Annotated in this window: 27 protein-coding genes; 13 read left to right on the top strand and 14 right to left on the bottom strand. The window is 61.3% G+C overall.

Going from position 1 to position 26242, the window contains the following annotated elements:
* Positions 1 to 26: 26 nt before the first annotated feature.
* The 5 genes from EGM97_RS16050 to EGM97_RS16070 all read right to left on the bottom strand — a co-directional run bounded on the left by EGM97_RS16050 (position 27) and on the right by EGM97_RS16070 (position 4617).
* Positions 27 to 560, bottom strand: coding sequence for a C40 family peptidase (locus tag EGM97_RS16050; RefSeq protein ID WP_238965668.1), 534 nt, complete (start codon positions 558 to 560; stop codon positions 27 to 29).
* 166 nt (positions 561 to 726) lie between these two features.
* The gene (locus EGM97_RS16055; RefSeq protein WP_053147350.1) at positions 727 to 1353 is read right to left on the bottom strand and encodes a C40 family peptidase; all 627 of its coding nucleotides are present in this window, start codon (positions 1351 to 1353) and stop codon (positions 727 to 729) included.
* 212 nt (positions 1354 to 1565) lie between these two features.
* Positions 1566 to 2270 carry a DnaA regulatory inactivator Hda gene (gene hda / locus EGM97_RS16060; protein WP_053147348.1) on the bottom strand — a complete coding sequence of 235 codons (705 nt, stop codon included), beginning with the start codon at positions 2268 to 2270 and terminating at the stop codon, positions 1566 to 1568.
* 182 nt (positions 2271 to 2452) lie between these two features.
* Positions 2453 to 3526: an AI-2E family transporter gene (locus EGM97_RS16065; RefSeq protein ID WP_238965667.1), complete on the bottom strand. Its 1074-nt coding sequence runs from the start codon at positions 3524 to 3526 to the stop codon at positions 2453 to 2455.
* A 32-nt stretch (positions 3527 to 3558) separates the two neighbouring features.
* Positions 3559 to 4617 carry a DUF2066 domain-containing protein gene (locus EGM97_RS16070; protein WP_238965666.1) on the bottom strand — a complete coding sequence of 353 codons (1059 nt, stop codon included), beginning with the start codon at positions 4615 to 4617 and terminating at the stop codon, positions 3559 to 3561.
* Between the two features lie 364 nt (positions 4618 to 4981).
* On the opposite strand from EGM97_RS16070, the gene purM reads away from it, so the two are divergent.
* The 4 genes from purM (at position 4982) to EGM97_RS16090 (ending at position 8000) form a co-directional block, all read left to right on the top strand.
* Positions 4982 to 6040 (top strand): phosphoribosylformylglycinamidine cyclo-ligase, encoded by a 1059-nt coding sequence (purM, locus tag EGM97_RS16075; protein ID WP_053147341.1) that lies wholly within the window; start codon positions 4982 to 4984, stop codon positions 6038 to 6040.
* A gap of 11 nt (positions 6041 to 6051) precedes the next feature.
* On the top strand, positions 6052 to 6702 hold the full coding sequence (gene purN, locus EGM97_RS16080) for a phosphoribosylglycinamide formyltransferase (RefSeq protein WP_238965665.1): 651 nt from the start codon (positions 6052 to 6054) through the stop codon (positions 6700 to 6702).
* Positions 6703 to 6710: 8 nt separating this feature from the next.
* Positions 6711 to 7424 (top strand): DUF3108 domain-containing protein, encoded by a 714-nt coding sequence (locus tag EGM97_RS16085; RefSeq protein ID WP_053147339.1) that lies wholly within the window; start codon positions 6711 to 6713, stop codon positions 7422 to 7424.
* Between the two features lie 381 nt (positions 7425 to 7805).
* Positions 7806 to 8000, top strand: coding sequence for a hypothetical protein (locus EGM97_RS16090; protein WP_238965664.1), 195 nt, complete (start codon positions 7806 to 7808; stop codon positions 7998 to 8000).
* Positions 8001 to 8139: 139 nt separating this feature from the next.
* Here the strand turns inward: EGM97_RS16090 and EGM97_RS16095 are convergent, their stop codons facing one another.
* From EGM97_RS16095 to cysM, 5 genes are all read right to left on the bottom strand, one after another.
* Positions 8140 to 8679 carry a DUF2058 domain-containing protein gene (locus EGM97_RS16095; RefSeq protein ID WP_238965663.1) on the bottom strand — a complete coding sequence of 180 codons (540 nt, stop codon included), beginning with the start codon at positions 8677 to 8679 and terminating at the stop codon, positions 8140 to 8142.
* A gap of 26 nt (positions 8680 to 8705) precedes the next feature.
* Complete coding sequence (mazG, locus tag EGM97_RS16100; protein ID WP_238965662.1) at positions 8706 to 9539, bottom strand: nucleoside triphosphate pyrophosphohydrolase; 834 nt, start codon at positions 9537 to 9539, stop codon at positions 8706 to 8708.
* Between the two features lie 141 nt (positions 9540 to 9680).
* The gene (gene relA, locus EGM97_RS16105) at positions 9681 to 11927 is read right to left on the bottom strand and encodes a GTP diphosphokinase (protein ID WP_238965661.1); all 2247 of its coding nucleotides are present in this window, start codon (positions 11925 to 11927) and stop codon (positions 9681 to 9683) included.
* 101 nt (positions 11928 to 12028) lie between these two features.
* Positions 12029 to 13399, bottom strand: a complete 1371-nt coding sequence (rlmD, locus tag EGM97_RS16110) for a 23S rRNA (uracil(1939)-C(5))-methyltransferase RlmD (RefSeq protein ID WP_238965660.1) — start codon at positions 13397 to 13399, stop codon at positions 12029 to 12031.
* On the bottom strand, positions 13399 to 14301 hold the full coding sequence (gene cysM, locus EGM97_RS16115; protein WP_238965659.1) for a cysteine synthase CysM: 903 nt from the start codon (positions 14299 to 14301) through the stop codon (positions 13399 to 13401). The genes rlmD and cysM overlap by 1 nt, the downstream gene beginning before the upstream one ends.
* Positions 14302 to 14589: 288 nt before the next feature.
* On the opposite strand from cysM, the gene EGM97_RS16120 reads away from it, so the two are divergent.
* The 4 genes from EGM97_RS16120 (at position 14590) to EGM97_RS16135 (ending at position 19367) form a co-directional block, all read left to right on the top strand.
* Positions 14590 to 17340, top strand: a complete 2751-nt coding sequence (locus EGM97_RS16120; protein WP_053147324.1) for a response regulator — start codon at positions 14590 to 14592, stop codon at positions 17338 to 17340.
* 66 nt (positions 17341 to 17406) lie between these two features.
* Positions 17407 to 18396: a 2-hydroxyacid dehydrogenase gene (locus EGM97_RS16125; protein WP_238965658.1), complete on the top strand. Its 990-nt coding sequence runs from the start codon at positions 17407 to 17409 to the stop codon at positions 18394 to 18396.
* 132 nt (positions 18397 to 18528) lie between these two features.
* A complete protein-coding gene (locus EGM97_RS16130; protein ID WP_238965657.1) occupies positions 18529 to 18963 on the top strand; it encodes a hypothetical protein in 435 nt (144 codons plus the stop codon).
* Positions 18963 to 19367: an META domain-containing protein gene (locus EGM97_RS16135; protein ID WP_238965656.1), complete on the top strand. Its 405-nt coding sequence runs from the start codon at positions 18963 to 18965 to the stop codon at positions 19365 to 19367. Before EGM97_RS16130 ends, EGM97_RS16135 begins: the two co-directional genes overlap by 1 nt.
* A gap of 197 nt (positions 19368 to 19564) precedes the next feature.
* Here the strand turns inward: EGM97_RS16135 and EGM97_RS16140 are convergent, their stop codons facing one another.
* Positions 19565 to 20032, bottom strand: coding sequence for a TlpA disulfide reductase family protein (locus EGM97_RS16140; RefSeq protein WP_238965655.1), 468 nt, complete (start codon positions 20030 to 20032; stop codon positions 19565 to 19567).
* A 127-nt stretch (positions 20033 to 20159) separates the two neighbouring features.
* Between EGM97_RS16140 and arsC the strand changes: the two genes are divergently transcribed.
* Genes arsC through EGM97_RS16155 form a run of 3 tightly spaced genes read left to right on the top strand, consistent with a single transcriptional unit; the run spans position 20160 to position 21533 of the window.
* Positions 20160 to 20513 carry an arsenate reductase (glutaredoxin) gene (gene arsC / locus EGM97_RS16145; RefSeq protein WP_053147314.1) on the top strand — a complete coding sequence of 118 codons (354 nt, stop codon included), beginning with the start codon at positions 20160 to 20162 and terminating at the stop codon, positions 20511 to 20513.
* The gene (gene wrbA, locus EGM97_RS16150; RefSeq protein ID WP_238965654.1) at positions 20510 to 21115 is read left to right on the top strand and encodes an NAD(P)H:quinone oxidoreductase; all 606 of its coding nucleotides are present in this window, start codon (positions 20510 to 20512) and stop codon (positions 21113 to 21115) included. The genes arsC and wrbA overlap by 4 nt, the downstream gene beginning before the upstream one ends.
* Entirely contained in the window at positions 21108 to 21533 is a 426-nt protein-coding gene (locus EGM97_RS16155) for a DUF2069 domain-containing protein (protein ID WP_238965653.1), read from the top strand. Before wrbA ends, EGM97_RS16155 begins: the two co-directional genes overlap by 8 nt.
* Before the next feature lie 99 nt (positions 21534 to 21632).
* Here the strand turns inward: EGM97_RS16155 and EGM97_RS16160 are convergent, their stop codons facing one another.
* Entirely contained in the window at positions 21633 to 22307 is a 675-nt protein-coding gene (locus EGM97_RS16160) for a DNA-3-methyladenine glycosylase I (protein WP_238965652.1), read from the bottom strand.
* A 66-nt stretch (positions 22308 to 22373) separates the two neighbouring features.
* Complete coding sequence (gene ttcA / locus EGM97_RS16165) at positions 22374 to 23198, bottom strand: tRNA 2-thiocytidine(32) synthetase TtcA (protein ID WP_238965651.1); 825 nt, start codon at positions 23196 to 23198, stop codon at positions 22374 to 22376.
* A 316-nt stretch (positions 23199 to 23514) separates the two neighbouring features.
* Between ttcA and EGM97_RS16170 the strand changes: the two genes are divergently transcribed.
* Together EGM97_RS16170 and EGM97_RS16175 are read left to right on the top strand one after the other, a co-directional pair.
* Positions 23515 to 24117 (top strand): Yip1 family protein, encoded by a 603-nt coding sequence (locus EGM97_RS16170; RefSeq protein WP_039591896.1) that lies wholly within the window; start codon positions 23515 to 23517, stop codon positions 24115 to 24117.
* 156 nt (positions 24118 to 24273) lie between these two features.
* Entirely contained in the window at positions 24274 to 24768 is a 495-nt protein-coding gene (locus tag EGM97_RS16175) for a SprT family zinc-dependent metalloprotease (RefSeq protein WP_238965650.1), read from the top strand.
* 123 nt (positions 24769 to 24891) lie between these two features.
* Here EGM97_RS16175 and EGM97_RS16180 read toward each other — a convergent pair whose 3' ends face one another.
* The gene (locus EGM97_RS16180) at positions 24892 to 26067 is read right to left on the bottom strand and encodes a CaiB/BaiF CoA transferase family protein (protein ID WP_238965649.1); all 1176 of its coding nucleotides are present in this window, start codon (positions 26065 to 26067) and stop codon (positions 24892 to 24894) included.
* Positions 26068 to 26242 lie beyond the last annotated feature (175 nt).

Below are 26242 nucleotides of genomic sequence, written 5' to 3' on the forward strand. Positions count from 1 at the left end.
AATCTCCCCTCGCCACCACTTATGTGTCAGGGATTACGCGCCAAGTGTTCCGGCTGCAGAACGCGCTTGGCACTGAGGTAGGCTTTTTGCCAATAGGCCTTGGACAAACTGTCGAGCTTGACCGTACCTCCGGTAGCCGGCGCATGGACGAAACGGCCTTCTCCGACATAAATGCCGGCGTGGCTCACCTGGGAGCCGCCGTTGGTGGCAAAGAAAATCAGGTCCCCGCTCTGCAATGCGTCCTTGCCGACGTCCGGGGCTCGCATGCCGATCATTTCACGGGTCGAGCGCGGCAGGGAAATACCGGCTGCGTCGCGGTAGACGTAACCGATCAAGCCACTGCAATCGAATCCCGAATCAGGCGTATTGCCGCCCCAGCGATAGGGTGTACCTACCAGGCCCAGCGCTCTGAAGAGCACATCTTCGGCAACTGGGGATATGGGTTGCGAAGGAGCAAATACGACCGGGGCCCGCATGGGTGCGGGGGCCGGAGCGCGACTTGAACACGCGCCAAGCAGCGTGACGAGGAGCAGGAGAGCGAAGCGGGCCGGCGTCGACATAGGCGAAACAATCCTGATCGGGATTCGGCATTTTCCACCGAAGGCATGAAAACAAGTCCGCCCGCGTAGTACGCAGGCGGATTGCCATCAATCAATGATCAAGGATTCTAGCGGCTATGAGGCAAACTTCAAGTAAGACTTTAAGTTTGCCTTACAAACTGTGCGCTTACTTGCGAGCAGTGACCACTGTCGGAGCCATGGCAAGGGCGCGCTTGGCTTCGATGAAGGTCTTGCTCCAGTAGCTGTCGCCGAGGCTGTCGATACGCACGCCACCGCTGCGACGACTGCTTGAATGGATGAACTGGTTGTCGCCCAGGTAAATGCCAGCATGGCTGACACGTCCACGACGCCCGTTGGTGCTGAAGAACAGCAGGTCACCCGGCTCCAGTTGATTGCGGGCTACCAGCGGGGCGTCGACGTTGATCATTTCACGCGTGGAGCGTGGCAGGTTCATGCCGGCTTCCTCGCGGAACAGATAACCGATGAAACCGCTGCAATCGAAGCCAGCCTCGGAGGTGCCGCCAAAACGGTAGCGCGTACCGATCAGGGACATGCCGCGCTCCAGAATGCTGTCGGCCAGCACGGGAAGCTGATAGGGCTTGTTGCTGGCGAAGGCCGCCAGCTCTTTGTCGGAAGCCACTTCTTCCTGGAACGCAACGGAGGAAGACTGGGCGGTAACGGAATTCTTGACCTGGGGTTGCTGCACTTGCTGGGTCACTGGAGAGTGGGCAGCGCAACCGAACAACAGGGTAACGAGTGCGAGAGGCACGAGGGGTGCGAAGCGATTTAGCATGGGCACGACCGTGGCTGTAGTTGTAAAGATGGCGAGACTATGCCCTCTATCGACATCATTTGCAAATTCAATCGATAAAAATGTGACTTCCAGGTTTTGCCGCCACATCTAAGCGCTTAAGCCCATTTTGAATGACGCGTGGCCTGCAACCCAGCAGCGCCGCGGATTTCGCCCTGCGCAAAGCAGGCCGAGAGCCACTAGTCGGACAGGTTCTACCAGCCCAGGGTTTCTTTCAAAAATGGAATGGTCAGCTTGCGCTGGGCCTGAAGAGAGGCCTGGTCGAGACGTTCGAGCAATTCGAACAATGCACTCATGCTGCGAGTGCCACGAGTGAGGATAAAGTGCCCGACCTCATCGGTCAGGTGCAGCCCGCGCCGGGAAGCGCGCAGTTGCAAGGCGCGGAGTTTGTCTTCGTCGGAAAGCGGCCGCATCTGGAAGATCAGCGCCAGGGTGAGACGGGACTTGAGGTCCGCCAGCTTCACGGGTAGCTCCCGTGGCGACGTCGATGCAGCAATCAGCAAGCGCCGACCGCTATCGCGCAACCGATTGAACAGATGGAACAGCGCTTCTTCCCAGTCAGCCTTGCCGGCCACGGCCTGGAGATCGTCCAGGCAGACCAGCTCGTATTGCTCCAGGTTGTCGAGGATCTCAACACCACGGTCCAGCAACTCGGCCAATGGCAAGTACACCGCCGGCTCACCCAATTGCTCGAACCTCAGGCAAGCGGCCTGCAACAGATGCGTACGCCCTACCCCATCCTTGCCCCAGAGGTAAATCAGACTCTCGGTCCAGCCGGCGTCGGCTTCGCATAGCCGCTCGACATAGCCGAGTGCAGCGGCATTGGCGCCTGGGTAGTAGTTGACGAAGGTGGCGTCATCACGCAGACGCACACCTAGGGGCAGCTGAATCGGTTTCATGCTGGCTGGACAGTTCCTGGGAACCGTTAGTGGCCTCTGTGTAAAGTTCGCAAAGTTTATACTCGTGAAGCGGACCGCACAATGCGTCGGTCCGCGAGCAAAATCAAAGGTTTGCAACAGCAACGAGGCGCAATGATGGTTTCGCTGACGCCGGGGCGAGCGCTCTCGTCGCTCATCCTGCCCTACAGCTCGGGGTCTTCGACGCCACTGTAGAGGTCCGAATCCTTGTACAGGTCACGCGCATGGCGCACCAGCACCATGATGACGGCCGCCACCGGCAGCGCCAGCAAAATCCCGGTAAAACCGAACAACTCGCCACCCGCCAAAATCGCGAAGATCACCGCCACGGGATGCAGGCCAATGCGATCCCCCACCAGCAACGGAGTCAACACCATGCCCTCGAGGGCCTGGCCGACCATGAATACCGCCACGATGCCGATCATGGGATAGAGATCCCCGCCGAACTGGAACAATCCGGCAATCAACGCCGCGCCAATACCGATCACGAACCCCATGTACGGCACGATGGCCGCCAACCCCGCGATCATGCCGATCAACAGGCCCAGCTCCAACCCCACCAACATCAGCCCCGCCGCGTAGATGAACCCCAGCGCCACCATCACCAGCAACTGCCCGCGCACGAACGCCCCCAGCACCTCGTGGCACTCGCCAGTGAGGGTCATGATCTGTTCCTCGCGATGACGCGGCAGCAGGTTGCGGATCTTGGCCATCATCAGATCCCAGTCACGCAGCAGATAAAAGCTCACCACGGGGATCAACACCAGATTCGCCAGCCAGCCGATCAGCGCCAGGCTGGAGGCGGTGGCCTGGCTCAGCACCACGCCGACGATGTCGGTGGTCTGGCCCATATGCTCGCTGATGGCCGCCTTGACCCTGTCGAATTTCCAGAAGCCGTCGGCCAGGCCCAGCTTGGACTGCACCCATGGCACCGCCGTGTGCTGCAGCCAGTCGAGCATCTGCGGCGCCAGTTCGTACAGGCGCAGCAGTTGCTTGGCCAGCATGGGTATCAATACCAGCAACAGCGCGCCAATGATCAGGGTGAACAAGGCAAACACCGCCACCACGCCCCAGGTTCGAGACAGGCCGAGTTTTTCCAGGCGATCCACCACTGGATCGAACAGGTAGGCCAGCAGCAGCGCGACCAGGAACGGCGTCAGGATCGGATGCAACAAATAGATAAACGCGAACAGCAGGGCGACCCCACCCAACCAGAACCAACGCCGCGTATCGCCCATGAACCACTCCTGGCTATATAGAAGAAAGAAATTTACCAGCGAAACCGCAGATTGGCCGTCGGCGCGGGGGCCGGCGTTGCGACCGGGACCGAACCGTCCGCGGCCGGTTGCGGCGCGGGTACAGGCGCTACAGCCTCACCGGCCGGGATTTCCTGGAGTTTTGCCAGGGCCAGTTGCGCCTTCAGTTGCTCTGCGCTGCCGTTGACCCGATAGACGATCCGGTCCCCTTCCACAAACTGCAACCGCCCGCCGAACGGCTCGAGCAAACGCCCGAGCGCAGCATAACGCTCGAAATTCATGCCCTGCACCTCCAGCAACTGTTCAGTGGCCACGCCTGGCTTGGCGACGAAACGCGGAGCCAGACGCTGACTCACCGCCAGCATCACCGCGTCGGCCAACGCAGCGGCATCGGCACCCTGGACGCTGCCCTGTTCGCGCTGTTCTCCCAGCCACAGGCGCCATGTCCCGCGCCATTGGCCGCCCTCCTCCTTGGCATGGACCGCCAGCAAGGCATCGGCGCCATAACGCTCCGACGCATCGCGCAGTGGTGCCGGATCAGTGCCTTCCAGATTCGGTGCAGTGGCAACGATCTGCTCGCTCAAGTCCGCCAACGGCAGCTGCAACGGCAAGCCGCGATGCTGGGCGGCGCGGCGCAGCGGCGTGGCGCTGGCCTGGCCATCACCCACCAGGCTGGACCCTTCCGTCGAATCGTTCAGCCACCAGCCAAGGATCGAAGGACGATTCGCTCCCCACAGCGACAGCCCCGCCGAACGCAAGGCGCGATCGGTACTCGCCGGATCGAAATCCACCTTGAGACTCTCGGGAGGGCCGGCGTCGTAGCCATATTGAAGAATGATCTGCTGCGGATCCTTGCGGATCGCCTCCAAGCCAGGATTCTGCACGGCCTTGGCGTCGCCGGTCAGGCGCAGCACCAGCGTGTCCAGGGCGCGTAGCGTCGCCTGGTTGCGCTCATCGGGCGACTGGCTACTGACAGGCTCGTACACTTGATAGAGGCCATTGAGGGTTTCGGCATGGCTCGCCAGGCTGATCAACGACAGGCAGCCCACAGACAAGAATTTGAACAGACGCATGGAAGATTCCCGAGCATGAACGGCTGGAACAGGCCGAGTGAAGAAAACGAGCATGGATGTGACCACCGCTTGCGGCAAAACACTCACGCACCGACGGAAGTTTTGCACGGTCGTCACAATAGCCGGTTACGACTACACCTTATACAGCCGCGCCGTGCAGCACCCATAGAAGAAATCTCGGTTTTTTCCACGGATATGGCCCTGCCCGTCGGCGCGAGGATGGCCGCTGCCCAACAAGCCTGATAAAATCGCGCGCCTTCGCAGACCGGCAACGGCTGGGCACCCGGAATCATCCGCACAACGGTTGTTCACGGCCCCGGCGACCGGTCGTTACCCAGAAATCCCCCTTTAAAAGGCCTGGATCATGAGCAAGCAACCCTCCCTGAGCTACAAGGACGCCGGTGTAGACATCGACGCCGGTGAAGCATTGGTCGAACGCATCAAGAGCGTCGCCAAGCGCACTGCGCGCCCTGAAGTCATGGGCGGCCTGGGCGGTTTCGGCGCCCTCTGCGAGATCCCGGCCGGCTACAAACAACCCGTGCTGGTTTCGGGTACCGACGGCGTGGGCACCAAGCTGCGCCTGGCCCTGAACCTGAACAAGCACGACAGCATCGGTATCGACCTGGTGGCCATGTGCGTGAACGACCTGGTCGTCTGCGGCGCCGAACCACTGTTCTTCCTCGATTACTATGCCACCGGCAAACTGAACGTCGACACTGCCGCCCAGGTCGTGACCGGCATCGGCGCCGGCTGCGAGCTGTCCGGCTGCTCCCTGGTCGGCGGTGAAACGGCCGAGATGCCAGGCATGTACGAAGGCGAAGACTACGACCTGGCCGGTTTCTGTGTCGGCGTCGTGGAAAAAGCCGAGATCATCGACGGTTCGAAAGTCGCCACTGGCGATGCCCTGCTGGCACTGCCCTCCTCCGGCCCGCACTCCAACGGCTACTCGCTGATCCGCAAGATCATCGAAGTGTCCGGTGCCGACATCGAAAACACCCAGCTCGACGGCAAGCCATTGACCGACCTGCTGATGGCCCCGACCCGCATCTACGTCAAGCCGCTGCTCAAGCTGATCAAGGAAACGGGCGCCGTCAAGGCCATGGCTCACATCACCGGCGGCGGCCTGCTGGACAACATTCCACGCGTGCTGCCAAAAGGCGCCCAGGCGGTAGTCGACGTGGCGAGCTGGACCCGTCCGGCGGTGTTCGACTGGCTGCAGGAGAAGGGCAACGTCAATGAAACCGAAATGCACCGCGTGCTGAACTGCGGCGTGGGCATGGTCATCTGCGTGGCCCAGGAGCATGTCGAGACCGCCTTGAACGTGTTGCGTGAAGCCGGCGAACAACCTTGGGTCATCGGCCAGATCGCTGCTGCGGCCGAAGGCGCTGCCCAGGTCGAGCTGAAAAACCTTAAGGCTCACTGATGCAAGAACGGATGTCTGCAACCTGTGACGTCGTGGTGCTGTTGTCCGGCACCGGCAGTAACTTGCAGGCCCTGATCGACAGCACGCGGACCGGGGACAGCCCGGTCCGTATCCGCGCGGTGATCTCCAACCGCGCCGATGCCTACGGCCTGCAACGTGCCAGGGATGCGGGTATCGACACCCGCGTCCTGGATCACAAGGCGTTCGAGGGCCGCGAGGCCTTTGACGCCGCGTTGATCGAACAGATCGACATCTTCAATCCGCAACTGGTAGTGCTGGCTGGCTTCATGCGCATCCTCAGCGCCGGCTTCGTGCGTCACTACCAGGGCCGCCTGTTCAATATCCATCCCTCGTTGCTGCCCAAATACAAAGGGTTACACACTCATCAGCGAGCGCTGGAGGCCGGCGATACGGAGCACGGCTGCTCCGTGCACTTTGTCACCGAGGAACTCGATGGCGGACCACTGGTCGTACAGGCAGTAATACCGGTAGAGTTGCACGACACGCCGCAAAGCCTGGCACAACGGGTCCACGCCCGGGAACACCAGATCTACCCGATGGCCGTGCGTTGGTTTGCCGAAGGAAGGCTGACCCTCGACGATCGTGGTGCCTCACTGGACGGCCAGTTACTGCCGGCCAGCGGCCATTTGATTCGATACTAGGAGATTTTATGCGTCGCGCCCTGCTCTTCGCCTGCGCCCTGCTTGCCCTGCCTCTGGCACAGGCTGCGGAGCTTCAACCCTTCTCCGCCAGCTACACCGCCGACTGGAAGCAGTTGCCCATGAGCGGCACTGCCGAACGCAGCCTGACCAAGGAGGCCAACGGCACCTGGAAGCTGAGCTTCAAGGCATCGATGATGATTGCCGGCCTGACGGAAGAAAGCACCCTGACCCTGGACAAGGACACCCTGTTGCCACAGTCCTACCACTTCGAGCGCAGCGGCCTGGGCAAGGCCAAGAAGGCCGACCTGGACTTCGACTGGAGCACGAAGATGGTCACTGGCACCGATCGCGGCGACGCGGTGAAGCTGCCGCTGAACCGTGGCATGGTGGATAAATCCACTTACCAGTTGGCCCTCCAGCACGATGTGGCCGCCGGCAAGAAGAGCATGAGTTACCAGGTGGTCGATGATGGCGAAGTCGACACCTATGATTTCCGTGTATTGGGCGCCGAGAAGGTCGAAACCAAGGCAGGCCAGATCGACGCGATCAAAGTCGAGCGCGTACGCGATCCGACCCAAAGCAAACGCATCACCGTGCTCTGGTTCGCCAAGGATTGGGACTACCTGCTGGTGCGCCTGCAGCAGGTCGAAACCGACGGCAAGGAGTACAACATCATGCTTCAGGACGGTACGGTCAACGGCAAGACAGTGAAAGGCAGCTGATCGACACGTAACACCAGGAAGCCCCGCCAATGCGGGGCTTCTTTTTGCCTGTGATTTCATGCCGACATCCACCCCTGTGGGAGCGAGCCTGCTCGCGATTGCGGTGTGTCAGGCAATATCTTGCTGACAGGTCTACCGCTATCGCGAGCAGGCTCGCTCCCACAGGGTTCTGCCTCTACCGGAGGACCGCTGTCACCCATGAAATTTTCTTCATGCAGCAGACCTGCGACCGAATGCCGCGCACCGTCGGGCCTGTAGCGCCGCTGCGCTTTCCATGAAAACTTCTTAACTGAGCGGAGCATTTACTTAGCAGGCTACGCAAACCTATAACGGAGTCCTGCACACGCCTTGCTGCAGATGACAGAGATTGGAGTTTGCAAGATGACTGTGAAAGTAAATGAACGCGATGATGCCCATATGTCCCACGAAGCCCTTGCTGCCGGCATTCGTATCTGGGATGTGATTCAACAGGACCTGCTGGTGGGAATGTTCCATTCCGAGACGGATGCGAACCGCTATAAGGCCGAGCTGGAGAGGCAGGAAAGACAGCGCTCGGGTGAGTCGGTAGAGTCCTGAACACAGAAATACCTGTGGGAGCGAGCCTGCTCACGATTGCAGTGTGTCAGACAACATTTTGCTGACAGATCTACCGCTATCGCGAGCAGGCTCGCTCCCACATCAGATTGCGTGTTTGTTCATTGGCATTACGCCAGGCTTACCACATCAAATCATCAGGAATCTGATACGCCGCGTACGGATCGTCGGCGTCCACTTCTTCGGTCTGGGTATTGAGCTGCACGATACGCTTGGGATCGCGCTCCTGGATCTTCAAGGCCGCTTCACGGGGAATTACTTCGTAACCGCCGGCATGATGAACGATCGCCAGCGAGCCGCTGCTCAGCTTGTTGCGCATCAGGGTGTTCACCGAGATGCGTTTGACCTTCTTGTCGTCGACGAAGTTGTAGTAATCGTCGGTGGTCAACTTCGGCAGCCGCGAGACTTCGATCAGTTGCTTGATCTGGGCCGCACGGGCCTTCTGTTCGGCTTTTTCCTGCTGCTGGCGGTTGAGCTCCTGGTCGCGCTTGACCTTCTCGGCCATGGCTTCCTGGGCGGCGCGTTGCTGGGAGTCGTCCAGCTCGATCTGACCTTTATGGGCCAGACGCTGTTGTTTCTGCTTCTCTTTGCCGACCTGCTTGACCTGCTTTTGGTTGACCAGCCCTGCTTTGAGCAACTGGTCGCGAAGGGAAAGGCTCATGATGCTTACTCACTTAGGCAACGGCCTCAGCCGCAGCTGGGCAAATTCTTTTCCTGACGTTTGGCTTCGCCCCACAAGGCGTCCAACTCTTCGAGGGTGCAATCTTCCATGGGACGGTGGGTGTCGCGCAATGCCTGTTCGATAAATCGGAAGCGTCGCTCGAACTTCCCGTTGGCGCCGCGCAGGGCGGTTTCCGGGTCGACCTTGAGGTGCCTGGCCAGATTGACGACCGAAAACAGCAGATCACCGATTTCTCCGGCCACCGCTGCCTGATCGTTTTCCGACATCGCTTCGAGCACTTCGTCCAGCTCTTCGCGAACCTTGTCAAAGACCGGCAACGGGCCCGGCCAATCGAAACCGACCTGGCCCGCACGCTTTTGCAACTTCGCCGAACGGGACAGCGCTGGCAGGGCCGCCGGCACATCATCAAGCAATGACAACTGCTCAGGGGCCGAAGCCTTCTCGGCCCGTTCCTCGGCCTTTATTTCTTCCCAGCGCTGCTTGACCTGTTCTTCGCTCAGGCGGGGCATATCCAGGGGGGCGTAAAGGTCCCCGGTGGGAAACACATGGGGATGGCGACGGATCAGCTTGCGGGTGATGCTGTCGACCACGCCGGCGAACTCGAAGCGGTTTTCTTCCCGGGCCAGTTGGCTGTAATACACCACCTGGAACAACAGATCGCCCAACTCCCCCTGCAAGTGATCGAGGTCGCCACGCTCGATGGCGTCGGCCACTTCGTAGGCTTCTTCAAGGGTATGGGGGACGATGGTTGCGTAGGTTTGCTTGATGTCCCACGGGCAGCCGTACTGCGGGTCGCGCAGACGGCTCATCAGGTGGAGCAGGTCTTCGAGGCTGTACATTCAATCCGTCTCATCATACAAAAACCCTGTGGGAGCGAGCCTGCTCGCGATGGCGTCGGTTCAGTCACATCAATATTGACTGATCCACCGCCATCGCGAGCAGGCTCGCTCCCACATTGAACCGTGCTTAACCGCGACTCATCAGCCCGGCGTCCGATTACGCCGGGTCTCGATGATGTTGGGCAACTGGGAAATCCGCCCCAGCAACCGCCCCAGCGCATCCAGCCCCGGAATCTCGATGGTCAGGGACATCAACGCGGTGTTGTCTTCCTTGTTCGAACGGGTGTTGACCGCCAGCACGTTGATTCGCTCGTTGAGCAGCACCTGTGACACGTCTCGCAGCAATCCGGAGCGGTCATAGGCACGGATGATAATGTCCACCGGGTAGGTGAGCACCGGCACCGGCCCCCAACTGACCTGGATGATCCGCTCCGGCTCGCGGCCGGCCAGTTGCAGCACCGAGGCACAGTCCTGGCGGTGAATGCTCACGCCACGGCCCTGGGTGATGTAGCCGACGATGGCATCCCCCGGCAATGGCTGGCAGCAACCGGCCATCTGGGTCATGAGGTTGCCGACACCCTGGATCTGGATATCGCCGCGCTTGCCCGGCTTGTAGCCGGCGGCCTTGCGCGGGATCAGTTCCAGTTGCTCGTTGCCGCGCTCCGGCTCCACCAGTTGCTGGGCCAGGTTGACCAGTTGCGCCAGGCGCAGATCGCCGGCTCCAAGGGCGGCGAACATGTCTTCGGCGGTTTTCATGTTGGCCTTTTCGGCCAGCTTGTCGAAATCCACCTGCGGCAGGCCCAGGCGACTCAGCTCGCGCTCGAGCAGGGTTTTGCCGGCGGCGACGTTCTGATCACGCGCCTGCAGCTTGAACCAATGGACAATTTTCGCCCGCGCCCGTGACGTGGTGATATAGCCCAGGTTCGGGTTCAGCCAGTCACGGCTCGGCGTACCGTGCTTGCTGGTAATGATCTCGACCTGTTCACCGGTCTGCAGGCTGTAGTTGAGCGGCACGATCCGCCCGTTGATCTTGGCGCCACGGCAGTTGTGGCCGATCTCGGTATGGACCCGATAGGCGAAGTCCAGCGGCGTCGCGCCCTTGGGCAGGTCGATCGCATGGCCGTCAGGGGTGAAGATGTAGACCCGGTCCGGCTCGATATCCACCCGCAGCTGTTCCGCCAGGCCACCGATATCACCCAGCTCCTCATGCCACTCGAGGACCTGGCGCAGCCAGGAGATTTTTTCTTCGTAGTGGTTGGAGCCGGACTTGACGTCGGTGCCTTTGTATTTCCAGTGCGCGCAGACACCCAGTTCGGCTTCCTCATGCATGGCGTGGGTGCGGATCTGCACTTCCAGCACCTTGCCCTCGGGGCCGATCACCGCGGTGTGCAACGAGCGGTAGCCGTTTTCCTTCGGGTTGGCGATGTAATCGTCGAACTCCTTGGGAATGTGCCGCCACAGGGTGTGGACGATCCCCAGCGCGGTGTAGCAGTCGCGCATTTCCGGGACCAGTACGCGAACGGCCCGCACGTCGTAGATCTGGCTGAACTCCAGGCCCTTGCGCTGCATTTTGCGCCAGATCGAATAGATGTGCTTGGCCCGGCCGCTGATATCGGCTTCCACGCCGGTGGCCTGCAATTCTTCACGCAACTGGGTCATCACGTCGGTGATGAAGCGCTCACGGTCCAGGCGTCGCTCATGCAACAGCTTGGCGATCTGCTTGTACTGGTCGGGCTCCAGGTAGCGGAAGGACAAGTCCTCCAGCTCCCACTTGATGTGACCGATACCGAGACGGTGGGCCAGAGGCGCATAGATGTCGAATACTTCCCGGGCGACGCGATTGCGTTTTTCGTCGTCAGCAGACTTCACCGCACGGATCGCGCAGGTCCGCTCGGCCAACTTGATCAGCGCGACGCGCACATCGTCGACCATGGCCACGAGCATCTTGCGCAGGTTTTCCACCTGGCCCTGAGTGCCCAGAACCATCGAGTGGCGCGGGCTCAGGCTGGCGCTGATGGCGGCCATGCGCAGCACGCCGTCGATCAGCTTGGCGACGACGGCACCGAAGCGCTGGCTGACCACCGGTAGTGGAATCTGGCCCTCGCGCACACCACGGTACAGGACCGCGGCCACGAGCGAATCCTGGTCAAGCTTGAGGTCGGCGAGAATCTCGGCAATCTCCAGGCCCGTATGAAAACTCGAGGTGCCTTCGGACCAGAGGTTCTTCGCCGCGTTGTGCTGCTGTTCCGCCTCGCGAGCGAACTCACAGGCTTGCTTCAAGGCTTCGCGATCAAGCGCCATATCGATACTGACCGCATGATCGAGCCAAGCCTCGAGATTGATACTGCCGTCAGTGTTGATCGGCTGGTGTGCTCTCACCTGTACCATCTTTACTTACCTTCCCTATGACGCAGACTCAATGCGTCAACATCGCTGACCTTCGTTTTCCGCGCTTCCGCCCAGGACTGTAGCGGGTAGGCACGAATGGGTCAGTCGGACAAGCCATCCTGGCTCGCTTCAAATAACGCCATGGCCTCGACATGCGCCGTCTGAGGAAACATATCGAGAATCCCGGCACGTTTTAACCGGTAGCCCTGCTTGATCAATTCGACCGTGTCCCGGGCCAAAGTTGCCGGGTTGCACGATACATATACCAACCGCTCGGCACCCAGGGATGCCAGTTTGCGCACCACCTCGAAAGCACCGTCACGGGGTGGGTCCAAGAGTACCGCAGAAAAGCCCTCGCCGATCCATTCGGCCCCCGCCAGAGGCTGGGATAAATCGGCCTGAAAAAAAGCGGTGTTATGCAAATTGTTACTGAGTGCATTCGCCGCCGCCCGGTCCACCATAGTCTGCACGCCTTCAACGGCGACGACTTGACGCACCTGCCGGGCGAGCGGCAGGGTGAAGTTGCCCAAGCCACAGAACAGATCCAGGACTCGTTCCTCAGGTTGAGGGTCAAGCCATTGCAGGGCCTGGGCAACCATCGCCTCGTTGACCGCCGCATTCACCTGGACGAAATCCCCTGGCCGGTAAGCCAGCTCCAGGTCCCAGGTGTCCAGGCGATAACCCAGGATCTGTTCCGGATCGACCGGCTGTGGCTCTCCATCGCCATGCAACCACAGCTGTGCCCGATGCAACGCGCAGAAATCCTGGAGGATCTTCAAATCGGCGTCCGACAGCGGCGCCATATGCCGCAGCAACACCGCCAGGGACGAGCCGGCGAACAATTCCACATGGCCCAGCGCCTGGGGTTTGCTCAGACGCCTGAGCATGTCCGGCAGACGACTCATGATCGACTGCAAGGGCTGTACCAGCACCGGGCAATCGCCAATGGCGACGATGTCCTGGCTGCCGGCGGCGCGGAAACCCACCTCGAGTTTCTTCGCTTTCTGATCCCAGCGCACGGCCACCCGGGCGCGACGTCGATAAGCGAACTCCGGCCCGCTCAGCGGTGCGGCCCACTCCAGGGGTTCGACGCCGGCCACCCGCGACAACTGCTCGGCGAGCATGCGCTGTTTCAGGGCGAGCTGTTCGTCATGGGGCAGATGCTGGACGCTGCAACCACCGCACTGGCCGGCATGGGCGCAAGGTGCCGGGCGGCGCAGGTCACTGGCCTGGAATACGCGCTCGGTGCGCGCTTCGACCACTTTGCCATGGGCACCGAGCACCCGTGCCTCGACTTCCTCGCCAGCCAGGGCGCCGATAACGAACCAGGTACGGCCATCGACAAAGCCAATGCCCCGGCCATCGTTGGCCAGGCGTTCAATGCTCAAGCGCTGCTTTTTGCCAGTGGGCACCTGTGGGGCCCGGCTTCCGCCGCTGGGCTGGAAGCGCAGGCCTCTTTCATGCCTGGCCATCAGTTGGGCGCGTCGAAAATGCCGGTGGACAGGTAACGGTCGCCCCGGTCGCAGATGATCGCCACGATCACCGCGTTTTCAACTTCCCTGGACAAGCGCAGCATGCCCGCGACGGCACCACCTGAAGACACACCACAGAAAATGCCCTCTTCCCGAGCCAGCCGACGAGTCACGTCTTCGGCTTCACTCTGGGCCATGTCGATAATGCGGTCCACGCGCTCGGCTTGATAAATCTTCGGCAGATACTCTTCGGGCCAGCGGCGGATACCGGGGATGGCCGAGCCTTCCATCGGCTGCAGACCGATGATCTGCACGTCCGGGTTCTGTTCCTTGAGGTAGCGCGAGGTGCCCATGATGGTACCGGTGGTGCCCATCGAACTGACGAAATGGGTAATGGTGCCGCCGGTCTGGCGCCAGATCTCGGGCCCGGTGGTGGTGTAGTGGGCCTCGGGATTGTCGCCGTTGGCGAACTGGTCCAGCACCTTGCCACGCCCTTCGGCCTGCATGCGTTCGGCCAGGTCACGGGCACCTTCCATGCCTTCGTCCTTGGACACCAGAATCAACTCGGCGCCATAGGCCGTCATCGCGGCCTTGCGCTCGGCACTGGAGTTGTCGGGCATGATCAGGATCATCTTGTAGCCCTTGATCGCCGCCGCCATGGCCAACGCGATGCCGGTGTTGCCGGAGGTCGCTTCGATCAACGTATCGCCTGGACGGATATCGCCGCGCAACTCGCTGCGGGTGATCATCGACAGCGCCGGCCGATCCTTGACCGAACCCGCCGGGTTATTCCCTTCGAGCTTGAGCAAAAGCGTATTGCTGGTGGCGCCAGGCAGGCGCTGCAAACGGACCAGCGGGGTGTTGCCGACGCAATCGGCGATGGTGGGGTACTGCAATGTCATGGCGTATTCGCAATCCGGGCTGCGGGGGCGCCTATCATACCGGCAAACGTTGTCAGGCCATATCACGCAAAGTGTGGTGGTTATGGCTTGTGGGAATAAGCGAGCCAAGGTGTGACGGGTGAGCTTGCTTGCGCCTGCGTAGCGGCTCCAAAGCTTGAGCAGGTAAAGGTGCCAAAACCGAGACGTGATTTTTACGAAGATTGCCCGCCCGCAAATCGCTACACTGCGCAGGTATTGCGTGCCGGATGCGTGCAAGCTCAATCAGATCGCTGGATGCAGGAGACAAGTGTGCTCAAGAAACTGGGAATCAAAGGCCGCGTACTGTTGCTGACCCTGCTGCCGACCAGTCTGATGGCGCTGGTCCTGGGGGGCTATTTCACCTGGATGCAGCAATCTGACTTGCACGCCCAGTTGCTGCAACGCGGCGAAATGATCGCAGAACAGCTTGCACCGCTGGTCGCCCCGGCCATGAGCCGCCAGGACACCGACCTGTTGGAGCGCATCGCCACCCAGTCCCTGGAGCAGACGGATGTGCGCGCCGTGACGTTCCTTGCGCCCGATCGTACGCCGTTGGCCCATGCGGGCCCGACCATGCTCAACCGGGCCCCGGAGGGCAACAGCGCCCAGTTGCTGCAACGCACCGGCAACGACGCCACGCGCTATCTGCTGCCGGTCTTCGGCAAGCACCGCAACCTGGCCGGCGAACTGATCCCCGAAGAGGCCGATCGCCTGTTGGGCTGGGTCGAGCTGGAACTGTCCCACAGCGGCATGTTGCTGCGCGGTTACCGCAGCCTGTTCGCCAGTCTGTTGTTGATTGCCGCCGGCCTGGGCCTGACCGCGCTGCTGGCCCTGCGCATGGGCCGCACCATCAATCGGCCGTTGAGCCAGATCAAGCAAGCCGTGACACAACTCAAGGACGGCCACCTGGAAACCCGCCTGCCACCCTTGGGCAGCCAGGAGCTGGATGAGCTGGCGTCGGGCATCAACCGCATGGCCAGTACCCTGCAGAACGCCCAGGAAGAATTGCAACACAGCATCGACCAGGCCACCGAAGACGTGCGCCAGAACCTTGAAACCATCGAAATCCAGAACATCGAGCTGGACCTGGCCCGCAAGGAAGCCCTGGAGGCGAGCCGGATCAAGTCTGAATTCCTGGCGAACATGAGCCATGAGATCCGTACGCCGCTCAACGGCATCCTGGGCTTCACACACCTTTTACAGAAAAGCGAACTGACCCCGCGCCAGCTCGATTATCTGGGCACCATCGAGAAATCCGCCGACAGCCTGCTGGGCATCATCAATGAAATCCTCGACTTCTCGAAGATCGAAGCCGGCAAGCTGGTGCTCGACAGTATTCCGTTCAACCTGCGAGACCTGCTGCAAGACACCTTGACCATCCTCGCGCCTGCCGCCCACGCCAAACAACTCGAGCTGGTGAGCCTGGTCTACCGCGACACCCCGCTGTCGCTGGTGGGAGACCCGCTGCGCCTCAAGCAGATCCTCACCAACCTGGTGAGCAACGCGATCAAGTTCACCCGTGAGGGCACCATCGTCGCCCGCGCCATGCTCGAAGACGAGCTCGAAGACAGCGTGCAACTGCGCATCAGCATCCAGGACACCGGTATCGGCCTGTCGAGCCAGGACGTTCGGGCGCTGTTCCAGGCATTCAGCCAGGCCGACAACTCACTGTCCCGGCAACCGGGCGGCACCGGGTTGGGCCTGGTGATCTCCAAGCGCCTGGTGGAACAGATGGGCGGCGAGATCGGCGTCGACAGCACACCGGGCGAAGGCTCGGAATTCTGGATCAGCCTGCGCTTGCCCAAGACCCGTGATGACGCGGAAGACCTGCCCGGCCCGCCGCTGCTGAACCGCCGCGTGGCCCTGCTGGAAAACCATGAACTGGCCCGCCAGGCCTTGCAGCACCAGTTGGAAGACTGCGGCCTGCAAGTCACGCCGTTCAACACGCTGGAAAGCCTGACCAACGGTGTGACCATCGCTCACCAGACCGACCAGGCCATCGATCTGGCGGTGCTGGGCATCACCAGCAACGACATGCCCCCTGAGCGCCTCAACCAGCATGTCTGGGACCTTGAACACCTGGGCTGCAAGGTCCTGGTACTGTGCCCTACCACCGAACAGACGCTGTATCACCTTTCGGTCCCCAACCCCCACAGCCAACTGCAGGCCAAGCCGGCCTGTACCCGCAAGTTGCGCCGGTCGCTGTCCGACCTGATCAATCCGCGTCCGCCCCGCAACGAACCCAGCGAACCGGTGGCCAGCCGTGCGCCCAAAGTGCTGTGCGTGGATGACAACCCGGCCAACCTGCTGCTGGTGCAAACCCTGCTCGAGGACATGGGTGCCAAGGTGCTCGCGGTGGAAAGCGGCTATGCAGCGGTCAAGGCCGTGCAAAAGGAAACCTTCGATCTGGTCCTGATGGACGTCCAGATGCCCGGCATGGACGGACGCCAGAGCACCGAGGCGATCCGCCAATGGGAAAGCGAGCGGCACTGTACGCCCCTGCCGATCGTCGCCCTCACCGCCCATGCCATGGCCAACGAAAAACGTGCCTTGCTGCAAAGCGGCATGGACGACTACCTGACCAAGCCCATCAGCGAGCGCCAACTGGCTCAGGTGGTGCTCAAGTGGACCGGCCTGGCCCTGCGCAACCAGACGCCGGAGCGAAGCAACGAAGCCCCGGGCAGCGGTGAACTGCTGGTGCTCGATCACGAAGAGGGCCTGCGTCTTGCCGCCGGCAAGGCCGATCTGGCCGCGGACATGCTGGCCATGTTGCTGGCCTCCCTGGAAGCGGATCGCGAAGCGATTCGCCAGGCCAGCGAAGCCAACGACCACAACGCCCTGATCGAGCGTGTCCACCGCCTGCATGGTGCGACACGCTACTGCGGCGTGCCTCAATTGCGTGCCGCCTGCCAGCGCAGCGAAACCCTGCTCAAGCAACAGGATCCAAAAGCCGCTGCCGCCCTGGAAGACCTGGACCATGCCATCGATCGTCTGGCCAGCGAGGCGCGCGTGAGTGCCTGACCCAGGGCAATAATCATCGGCACGATTGCGCTTAAGCTGATGCCATTCCAGCGCCAGGAGGCCGCCATGCGGGTGATTTTTTTCAGCAGCCAGACCTACGACCGCGTCAGCTTCACCAACGCCCCGCTACCGGCGGGCATTGAATTACAGTTCCAGCCGGCGCGCCTGAACCTGGACACCGTGCTCCTGGCCGAACGCCATGAAGTGGTGTGTGCGTTCATCAACGATGACCTCAGCGCCCCGGTCCTGGAACGGCTGGCAGGCGGCGGCACCCGGCTGATCGCCCTGCGCTCGGCCGGCTATAACCATGTCGACCTGCTTGCCGCCAAACGCCTGGGGTTGAGCGTCGTCCGGGTGCCCGCCTACTCGCCCCACGCCGTGGCCGAACATGCGGTGGCCTTGATCCTGACGCTCAATCGCTGCCTGCACCGTGCCTACAACCGCACCCGAGACGGCAATTTCAGCCTTCATGGCCTGACCGGATTCGACCTGGTGGGCAAGACGGTCGGTGTCGTCGGCACCGGGCAGATCGGCGCGACCTTCGCACGGATCATGACCGGGTTCGGCTGTCAGTTGCTGGCTTACGATCCCTATCCCAACCCTGAGGTAGAAGCCTTGGGCGCACGCTACCTGCCCCTGGCCGACCTGTTGGCGCGAGCGCAGATCATCAGCCTGCATTGCCCCCTGAACGAGCAGAGCCGCCACCTGATAAACGCCCGGTCGCTGGCGGCCATGCAGCGCGGTGCCATGCTGATCAATACCGGGCGCGGCGGTCTGGTGGACACTCCGGCCTTGATCGATGCCCTGAAAAGCGGTCAGTTGGGCTACCTGGGGCTGGACGTCTACGAGGAAGAAGCCCAGCTGTTTTTCGAGGATCGCTCCGACCTGCCCCTGCAGGACGACGTACTGGCACGGTTACTGACCTTTCCCAATGTGGTCATCACCGCCCACCAGGCGTTTCTGACCCGCGAAGCCCTGGCTGCCATCGCCACGACCACCCTGGACAATATCGCTGCCTGGGCGGCCGGCACGCCGCGGAACCTGGTAGACAGCTGATCTGTTATTCAGCCCCTGTGGGAAATTCTATGTTGCAGGCCCACTCCCACAGTGGATTTCGTCGCCCGGACGGCATCCGGCCCATCCCCAACCCTGGCGCGTGCTAGCATATCGCGCCAATCTGGAGGACCCATGGCCGAACACGATTTCCGCTACACCTTGATGAACCCCCAACACACCTTGACCGAAGTCCGCGCCCTGGCACCGGGCCGCTACCAGGTGACCGGCAACGGCGGTTCGATCCAGACCAACGATGTGCTGCTCGTCACGCTCAAGGGCAGCAAAGACTTGTCCATGCGCCTGACCGTGGACAGCGTACGCCACCTGCTCAAGCCGATGGGGCAATGGACCGCCGTGACCACCGGTCCGGTATTCGGCGAACTGGCGATCCATACCTGGCAGGTCAATTGCGACCGTTGCGCCAGGGAGCTGAAATTTGAGTTCGCCGTCGACGCCAAGCTTGGCAGTAAGGCTCAGAAGCCTGCTGCCAATGCGCGCATCGCCGAGCTGGGCTGGACCACTGTGGGTGAAAAACACATCTGCCCCGATTGCCAGGATGCCGCTTGATGAAATGCTTGACCCTGTCCGTGTTGATCGGCATGAGCCTGATGGGCTGCGCCGCTGAACCTGTGCAGTTGCAACAGAACCGCAGCTATATTCTGGAGTGGATTGGCGAACGACCATTGATGGATTACAGCCACCTGACCATTACGCTGGGCGAAGACGGTCGGGCCTATGGCAACGCAGGCTGCAATCATTGGTTCGCGCCGTATACCCTGGAAGGTCACCGCTTGAGCTTCGGCAAGATCGGCAGCACCCGCAAGCTCTGCGGGCCGGCCGTGATGGAACAGGAAACACGCTTTTTGCAGGCGCTGGAAAAGGTCGAACGCTGGGACGTTTCGCCCATCGAGCAGATGCGTTTCTGGCCCGCCCAGGGCAAACCGTTACGGTGGTGGCTGGAGGAAGGCTGAGCCTGGCGAGCCTTTGGGCTGGCACCCATTCACCTGACCTGGATGCGATCATTGTGGCGAGGGGATTCATCCCCGCTGGGCTGCGTAGCAGCCCTCCGCATAGGTCTGAGACACGGCGGTGGCATTGATATATTGGGGCCGCTTCGCAGCCCAACGGGGATGAATCCCCTCGCCACAAGGTGTCCTTGCAACAGGTATCATTTAAGCGCCTGCAACGCCTCCAGCTTGGCCATCACCCCCGCTGCCGTCTGCTCCCCCAACAACTGCTCACGCATCTTGCCCTGGTTATCGATGATGTAGGTCACCGGCAGTCCTTCGCTGCGAGGCAGGTCGAACATTTCGGCCGGATCCCGGGCCAGCACGGTAAAACGAATGCCCATTTTTTCGCTGACGCTCTTGAGCTCTTGGCCCTGCACCTGATCGAAGTTGACGCCGAATACACCGACATTGCGTCCTTTGAGTCGTTCGGCCAGGGCGTTGAATTCAGGGATCTCGGTGCGACAAGGCGCACACCACTCGGCCCAGTAGTTGATCACCAGCCACTGCTTGTCCAGCCGTTGCGAGGCGACAGCCTGGCCGTTCTGATCCACCCCATAATCATTGCCACAACCGGCGAGCATCAAAATGCCCATGCATACCAGTGCCGCCGTCAATCGCTTTGCCATGTGCCTGTCCTTGTATTGAATGTGAACGCCTGCGCGGCCCATCACCTGCAAAGGCACCCGAGCGGGGTGCCTGGGGCGTCGCGGCACAGTAGAATAGCCGCCACCTTACGCAAGATGCGACCCACTCATGACCGACCTGACGCTTTATCACAACCCGCGCTGCTCGAAATCCCGTGGTGCGTTGGAACTGCTGGAGGCCCGAGGCCTGACACCCACCGTGGTCCATTACCTGGACACCCCGCTCGACACCGCGCAATTGGAGCGCCTGCTGGGCAAGCTCGGTATCCCCGCCCGACAACTGCTGCGCACCGGCGAAGAACAATACAAAGCCTTGAACCTGGCCGACGCAAACCTCACCGAGGCCCAGTTGATCGCCGCCATGGCCGCTCACCCGAAACTCATCGAACGGCCCATTCTCGAAGTGGGTGACAAGGCTGTGATCGGACGCCCACCGGAGAAAATTCTGGAGATCCTCCCGTGAGCGCACCGTACATCCTGGTGTTGTATTACAGCCGCGGTGGCGCCACCAATGAAATGGCTCGGCAGATTGCCCGCGGCGTCGAGCAGGCCGGGCTGGAGGCCAGGCTGCGTACGGTGCCGGCCGTCTCCACCGAGTGCGAAGCGGTGTCCCCCGACATTCCCGGGCAAGGCCCGCTGTACGCCACTCTCGATGATCTGAAGAACTGCGCCGGCCTGGCCCTGGGCAGCCCGACCCGCTTCGGCAACATGGCCGCGCCGCTCAAGTACTTCCTCGATGGCACCAGCAATCTGTGGCTGACCGGCGCATTGGTCGGCAAGCCGGCTGGCGTGTTCACCTCCACCGCAAGCCTGCACGGCGGCCAGGAAACCACCCTGTTGTCGATGATGCTGCCGCTGCTGCACCACGGCATGCTGATCACCGGCCTGCCCTACAGCGAATCGGCCCTGATCGACACCCAGGGCGGCGGCACGCCGTACGGACCTAGCCATCACGCCGGGGCCGACGGTAAAAGCGGTTTGAACGAGCATGAAGTGACCCTGTGCCGGGCCCTGGGTCTGCGCCTGGCGAAAACCGCACAAGCGTTGGAGAACGGCCGTGGCTAAAAAGCCGAAAGTCCTGCCGCCCATCCACTGGCTGGAGCCTCGGGTGCGCATAGCCCGCGTCCTGAGCCTGCTGTGCTTTTTCGGCCTGGTGGGGTTGCTGTGCGTCTATTACCTGCTGATCGCCGACCTGCACGGCGCTAGGCCCTGGGTGATCCTGTTGATCGAGCTGGTGCCGCTGTTGATCCTGGCGCCGGGGATGATCATCGGCAGCGCCCGTGGACATTCCTGGATGTGCTTCGTGGTGAACCTGTACTTCATCAAGGGCGCGCTGGCCGCTTACGACCCGAACCGCCAATGGTTCGGCGTGCTGGAAATGGCGGCGAGCGTGGCGGTGTTCTGCTCGGCCCTGTTGTATGTGCGGTGGCGGTTTCAGTTGAACCGCAGGCTTGCTGGCGAAGGTGAGATTTCCGCCGCCTGATAGACCGCTTTCGCGAGCAAGCCCGCTCCCACATTGGATATGTGGCGTTCACAGATCCGGTGTGGGAGCGGGCTTGCTCGCGAAGAAGACGACGCGGTACTAGTGGTTCACGGTATAAGCCAGCATCATCGAAATCTGCGACATCGGCCTTCCCCCACTCTCTTCGTGCCAGCGGTTGAAAGCGTCCTGCACGGTCGCCAGGTCCCGAAGGCTGGTGGGAACTTTGTCGATGATGTCCTGGGCATTGAGCGCGGCCACCACGTCATAGCTGGGCACGAAGGTGTCCTTGCCCATCATCCGCAGAAAGCGCGGCGCCGAGAGGCCACCCAGTTGATGACCTTTCTTCTTCAGATAGGTCCACAGGCCGACGATGTCGGTCACCGGCCAATCGGCAATCAACGCACCGAAGCTGCCCTTTTCGTGGGCCACGTCCAGAATCAACTGCGCGTTGCGCGGCACGCTCTTGAGCTTGCCCAAGTGCCGGATAATCCGCGGGTCCTGCATCAGCCGCTCCAGATGCTCGGCGCTCATCAACACGACTTTTTCCGGATCGAACTTGAAGAACACCTCTTCGAACGCCGGCCACTTGGCGTCCACCAGGCTGTGCTTGAGCCCGGCGCGGAACACCCGTAGTGCCATGGTCGAGAGGTAGCGGTCATCGCCGATCGTGCGCAGTTGTGCCGGCGTCTTGGAAACCGGCAGGTGGGCTTCCAGTTCGGCCGCCGAACCGAAGCGGTTCAGACAATACTCGTGCAGCCACTTGTAATCGCGCATGCCCTCTCCTGGGGTCGGAAATGAAAACGGCGCCCGCGAGCGCCGTGAATACAGGGTGTTCCCTCGTCAGAGGTTCACCACATTGACGAACCGCGGCGTGGCGCTTTCGTCGATACGAAGGTTGGCGAAGTCGAACAGGTTGCGGTCCGCCAGTTGCGACGGAACCACGTTCTGCAAGCCACGGAAAATACTCTCGGTCCGGCCCGGGGTCTTGCGCTCCCACTCCTGGAGCATTTCCTTGACCACCTGGCGCTGCAGGTTCTCCTGGGAGCCACACAGGTTGCAGGGAATGATCGGGAATTGCTTGAAGTCCGAATAGGCCTGGATGTCTTTCTCGCTGCAGTAGGCCAGCGGGCGGATCACCACGTTGCGCCCATCGTCGGCCCGCAGCTTGGGCGGCATGGCCTTTAGCGTGCCGTTATAGAACATGTTCAGGAAGAACGTCTCGACGATGTCGTCGCGATGATGCCCCAGGGCCATCTTGGTCGCGCCGATCTCATCCGCGAAGGTATAGAGCGTGCCGCGACGCAAGCGGGAGCACAGTGAACAAGTGGTCTTGCCTTCCGGGATCAGCTCCTTGACCACCGAATAGGTGTCTTTCTCGACAATATGGTATTCCACGCCCAAGGACTCGAGATAAGCCGGCAGCACGTGTTCGGGGAAGCCAGGCTGCTTCTGGTCCATGTTCACCGCGACGATGTCGAACTTGATCGGCGCAACCTTCTGCAGATGCATCAGCACGTCGAGCAGGGTGTAGCTGTCCTTGCCACCGGACAGGCAGACCATGACCTTGTCGCCGTCTTCGATCATGTTGAAATCGGCGACTGCCTCACCGGCCTGGCGGCGCAGGCGCTTTTGCAGTTTGTTCTGGTTGACCGTAAGAGTGCCCATGACGCGAAATCCGTGAGGTGTGACGAAAGGCGGGCATTATTGCAAAGCGGCAAGCTACAAGCTACAAGCGGCAAGCTCAAGCCAAACCCACCGCTGTTTCTTGCAGCTTATAGCTTGCAGCTTGCCGCTTGGCGGCATGTAGCTATCTGCGATTACCAAACTCCCCAACAGTCCAATTTGCTCTAAGTCCTCAACACAACTCCTTCCTATACTGCAACGTAAGGTCGCACACACTTACAGACCTTAACTTACTTGGCCAATTGGCCCGTAGGCGCTCCGTTGGGGGGCGATGGCAATAACAAAGGAGTGACTGACTATGATCCATCACGTCGTGGGGCTCTTTACCCACCCTGATCAAGAATGGAAAGAAATCCGTGGCGATCAGGAGGAAAGCATCAGCCACATGTACCTCACCCATACGCTGATCCTGGCGGCCATCCCCGCCGTGTCGGCGTTTATCGGCACCACGCAGGTGGGATGGGTCATCGGCAATCGCCCACCGGTGATGCTCACCCAGGAAAGCGCGCTGTGGATGACCATCATGTCGTACCTGGCCATGCTGGGTGGCGTGGCAGTAATGGGGGCATTCATTCACTGGATGGCCCGTACCTATGACGCCAATCCGAGCCTGGCCCGTTGCGTCGCGTTCGCCACTTACACCGCGACACCGCTATTCATCGGTGGCCTGGCGGCGCTCTACCCGCACATGTGGCTGGGGATGATCGTCGGCACGGCGGCTATCTGCTACACGGTCTATCTGCTGTATGTAGGCTTGCCCACTTTCATGAATATTCCTCAGGACGAAGGTTTCCTGTTTTCCAGTTCGGTGCTCGCCGTCGGCCTGGTGGTGCTGGTCGCCATCATGGCGTTCACGGTGATCGTCTGGGGGCTGGGCGTCGGCCCGGTCTATACCAACTGACACCAAGGCTCGCCTATAAAAACAGGATCTGCCAATACAGGCCGCCGCAAGGCGGCCTTCCTGTGTGTGCAACGGCCGAAACGACCACTGGGCGCCCAGGCGATTCGCAACGGCCGGCGCTTGCGGCATACTCGGGATTCTGGAGACCCGTAAAGCATGCTCGAGCAACTCAATACCCGCGTCGAAGAGTGTTACCAACAAGCCGAAGCCTTTTTCAAACGTCCTTTCAAACGCCCCGTGGTCAGCTTCAAGTTGCGCGGTCAGAAAGCCGGTGTCGCGCATTTGCATGAAAATCTGTTGCGCTTCAACCCGCAGCTGTACCGCGAAAACGCCGAAGACTTCCTCAAGCAGACCGTCGCCCACGAAGTCGCCCACCTGATCGCCCATCAGCTATTTGGCGAACGTATCCAGCCCCATGGCGAGGAATGGCAACTGATCATGCGCGGGGTGTACGAACTGCCGCCCAATCGTTGCCACACCTACGAAGTCAAACGCCGCAGCGTGACCCGTTACATCTACAAATGTCCCTGCGACGCCAACGACTTTCCGTTCTCGGCCCAGCGCCACCGACTGGTGCGCCAGGGGCGGCGGTACTTGTGCCGCAGCTGTCGGGGGACGTTGGTGTTCAGTGGGGAGACGCGGGTGGAATAGCTTGCTTTTTTTCGGGGGACGGGGCTGGCCCCATCGCGAGCAGGCTCGCTCCCACACTGGATCTATGGCGTTCAGAAATCCCCGGTGGGAGCGAGCCTGCTCGCGATGAGGCCCTGAAAAACACTACAAAATCACCTTGTCACCGCGCAATCGAGCAATCCTCTCAGCACTGAACCCCAACTCCCCCAACACCTGATCCGTATGCGCTCCCAGCTTCACGCCCATGTGCCGGGGTTCGGGCAACCCCTCCGAGAACTTCAACGGACAGGCCATCTGCGCCTGGCTCGAACCATCGCCTCGGGGCACTTGGATGACCACGTCCCTGGCCCGCAACTGCGGATGAGCAAGGGCTTCCTCCAGGCTCAGCACCGGTTCGACGCAAGCATCGACGGCGGCGAACAGCTTACACAGCTCGGCGAAATCGCGTTTCTCGAACTCAGCTTGCAATGCCTGCTTGAGCAGATATTGCTGCGCGGGATCGAGCCCATGGACGGCAAGCTCCGGCCGTCCCAGCGCCTCGCACAGCGCCTGCATAAAGGCTGGCTCCAGGCTGCCCACTGACATCCAGCGGCCATCCCGGGTCCGGTAATAGTCGTAGAAACTGCCGCCGTTGAGCATCTGGTTTTCCCGGCCCGGCAACACATCGCAGGCCAGGTAACCGGCGCCGGCCAGCGCGTTCAGGCTGAAGGCACAATCGGCCATGCTCACATCCAGATACTGGCCCTGCCCGCTGTGTTGCCGCGCGATCACCGCCGCCAACAGCCCGATGACCCCGTGCAGCGAACCGCCGGCGATGTCTGCCGCCTGGATGCCCAACGGCAGCGGGCCGCTGTCGGCACGCCCCGTGTAGCTGGAAAGCCCCGTCAGGGCGAGGTAATTGATGTCGTGTCCGGCACGCTCCCGGTAGGGACCGGTCTGGCCGTAGCCGGTAATCGACACGTAGATCAGCCGCGGGTTGATTGCTTTCAGGGCCTCATACCCCAGGCCCAGCCGCTCCATCACACCGGGACGGAACTGTTCCAGGAGAATGTCGTGCTCGCCGAGCAGCCGCTTGATGATTTCCAGTGCTGCCGGCTGCTTGAGGTCCAGGGCCAGGCTGCGCTTGTTGCGGTTGAGGTAGGCATGACTGGCGGAGACGCCCTGATCATGGGGCGGCAATACCCGCAAGAGATCCGGACGGGTCGGCGACTCGATACGCAACACCTCGGCGCCCATGTCCGCCAGCAGCAGAGAGGCAAACGGGCCGGGCAACAGGGTCGAGAAGTCGAGCACCTTGAGCGATGCCAGCGGGCCATGCATGGGCGAATCTCCGCAAGTGAGGCGATGGCTGAAGACTAGGCAGGGGTGGGCGATGAGGCAATTACCGGATTTATAGTTTGGAATGACCATTGCGCTCAAGCTGACACAACTCCCTTGTGACGAGGGGATTTATCCCCTCACCACAGAAGCACGCTCGCCTTCAGCAATCCGAGGC

This window comes from Pseudomonas sp. AF32 (assembly GCF_022342325.2).
In the GTDB taxonomy this organism is placed as follows: Bacteria; Pseudomonadota; Gammaproteobacteria; order Pseudomonadales; family Pseudomonadaceae; genus Aquipseudomonas; species Aquipseudomonas uvaldensis.

Coding starts and splice junctions, on each gene's coding strand:
- EGM97_RS16050 (WP_238965668.1), bottom strand. CDS start 560: ATGTCGACGCCGGCCCGCTTCGCTCTCCTGCTCCTCGTCACGCTGCTT.
- EGM97_RS16055 (WP_053147350.1), bottom strand. CDS start 1,353: ATGCTAAATCGCTTCGCACCCCTCGTGCCTCTCGCACTCGTTACCCTG.
- hda (WP_053147348.1), bottom strand. CDS start 2,270: ATGAAACCGATTCAGCTGCCCCTAGGTGTGCGTCTGCGTGATGACGCC.
- EGM97_RS16065 (WP_238965667.1), bottom strand. CDS start 3,526: ATGGGCGATACGCGGCGTTGGTTCTGGTTGGGTGGGGTCGCCCTGCTG.
- EGM97_RS16070 (WP_238965666.1), bottom strand. CDS start 4,617: ATGCGTCTGTTCAAATTCTTGTCTGTGGGCTGCCTGTCGTTGATCAGC.
- purM (WP_053147341.1), top strand. CDS start 4,982: ATGAGCAAGCAACCCTCCCTGAGCTACAAGGACGCCGGTGTAGACATC.
- purN (WP_238965665.1), top strand. CDS start 6,052: ATGTCTGCAACCTGTGACGTCGTGGTGCTGTTGTCCGGCACCGGCAGT.
- EGM97_RS16085 (WP_053147339.1), top strand. CDS start 6,711: ATGCGTCGCGCCCTGCTCTTCGCCTGCGCCCTGCTTGCCCTGCCTCTG.
- EGM97_RS16090 (WP_238965664.1), top strand. CDS start 7,806: ATGACTGTGAAAGTAAATGAACGCGATGATGCCCATATGTCCCACGAA.
- EGM97_RS16095 (WP_238965663.1), bottom strand. CDS start 8,679: ATGAGCCTTTCCCTTCGCGACCAGTTGCTCAAAGCAGGGCTGGTCAAC.
- mazG (WP_238965662.1), bottom strand. CDS start 9,539: ATGTACAGCCTCGAAGACCTGCTCCACCTGATGAGCCGTCTGCGCGAC.
- relA (WP_238965661.1), bottom strand. CDS start 11,927: ATGGTACAGGTGAGAGCACACCAGCCGATCAACACTGACGGCAGTATC.
- rlmD (WP_238965660.1), bottom strand. CDS start 13,399: ATGGCCAGGCATGAAAGAGGCCTGCGCTTCCAGCCCAGCGGCGGAAGC.
- cysM (WP_238965659.1), bottom strand. CDS start 14,301: ATGACATTGCAGTACCCCACCATCGCCGATTGCGTCGGCAACACCCCG.
- EGM97_RS16125 (WP_238965658.1), top strand. CDS start 17,407: ATGCGGGTGATTTTTTTCAGCAGCCAGACCTACGACCGCGTCAGCTTC.
- EGM97_RS16130 (WP_238965657.1), top strand. CDS start 18,529: ATGGCCGAACACGATTTCCGCTACACCTTGATGAACCCCCAACACACC.
- EGM97_RS16135 (WP_238965656.1), top strand. CDS start 18,963: ATGAAATGCTTGACCCTGTCCGTGTTGATCGGCATGAGCCTGATGGGC.
- EGM97_RS16140 (WP_238965655.1), bottom strand. CDS start 20,032: ATGGCAAAGCGATTGACGGCGGCACTGGTATGCATGGGCATTTTGATG.
- arsC (WP_053147314.1), top strand. CDS start 20,160: ATGACCGACCTGACGCTTTATCACAACCCGCGCTGCTCGAAATCCCGT.
- EGM97_RS16160 (WP_238965652.1), bottom strand. CDS start 22,307: ATGCGCGATTACAAGTGGCTGCACGAGTATTGTCTGAACCGCTTCGGT.
- ttcA (WP_238965651.1), bottom strand. CDS start 23,198: ATGGGCACTCTTACGGTCAACCAGAACAAACTGCAAAAGCGCCTGCGC.
- EGM97_RS16170 (WP_039591896.1), top strand. CDS start 23,515: ATGATCCATCACGTCGTGGGGCTCTTTACCCACCCTGATCAAGAATGG.
- EGM97_RS16175 (WP_238965650.1), top strand. CDS start 24,274: ATGCTCGAGCAACTCAATACCCGCGTCGAAGAGTGTTACCAACAAGCC.
- EGM97_RS16180 (WP_238965649.1), bottom strand. CDS start 26,067: ATGCATGGCCCGCTGGCATCGCTCAAGGTGCTCGACTTCTCGACCCTG.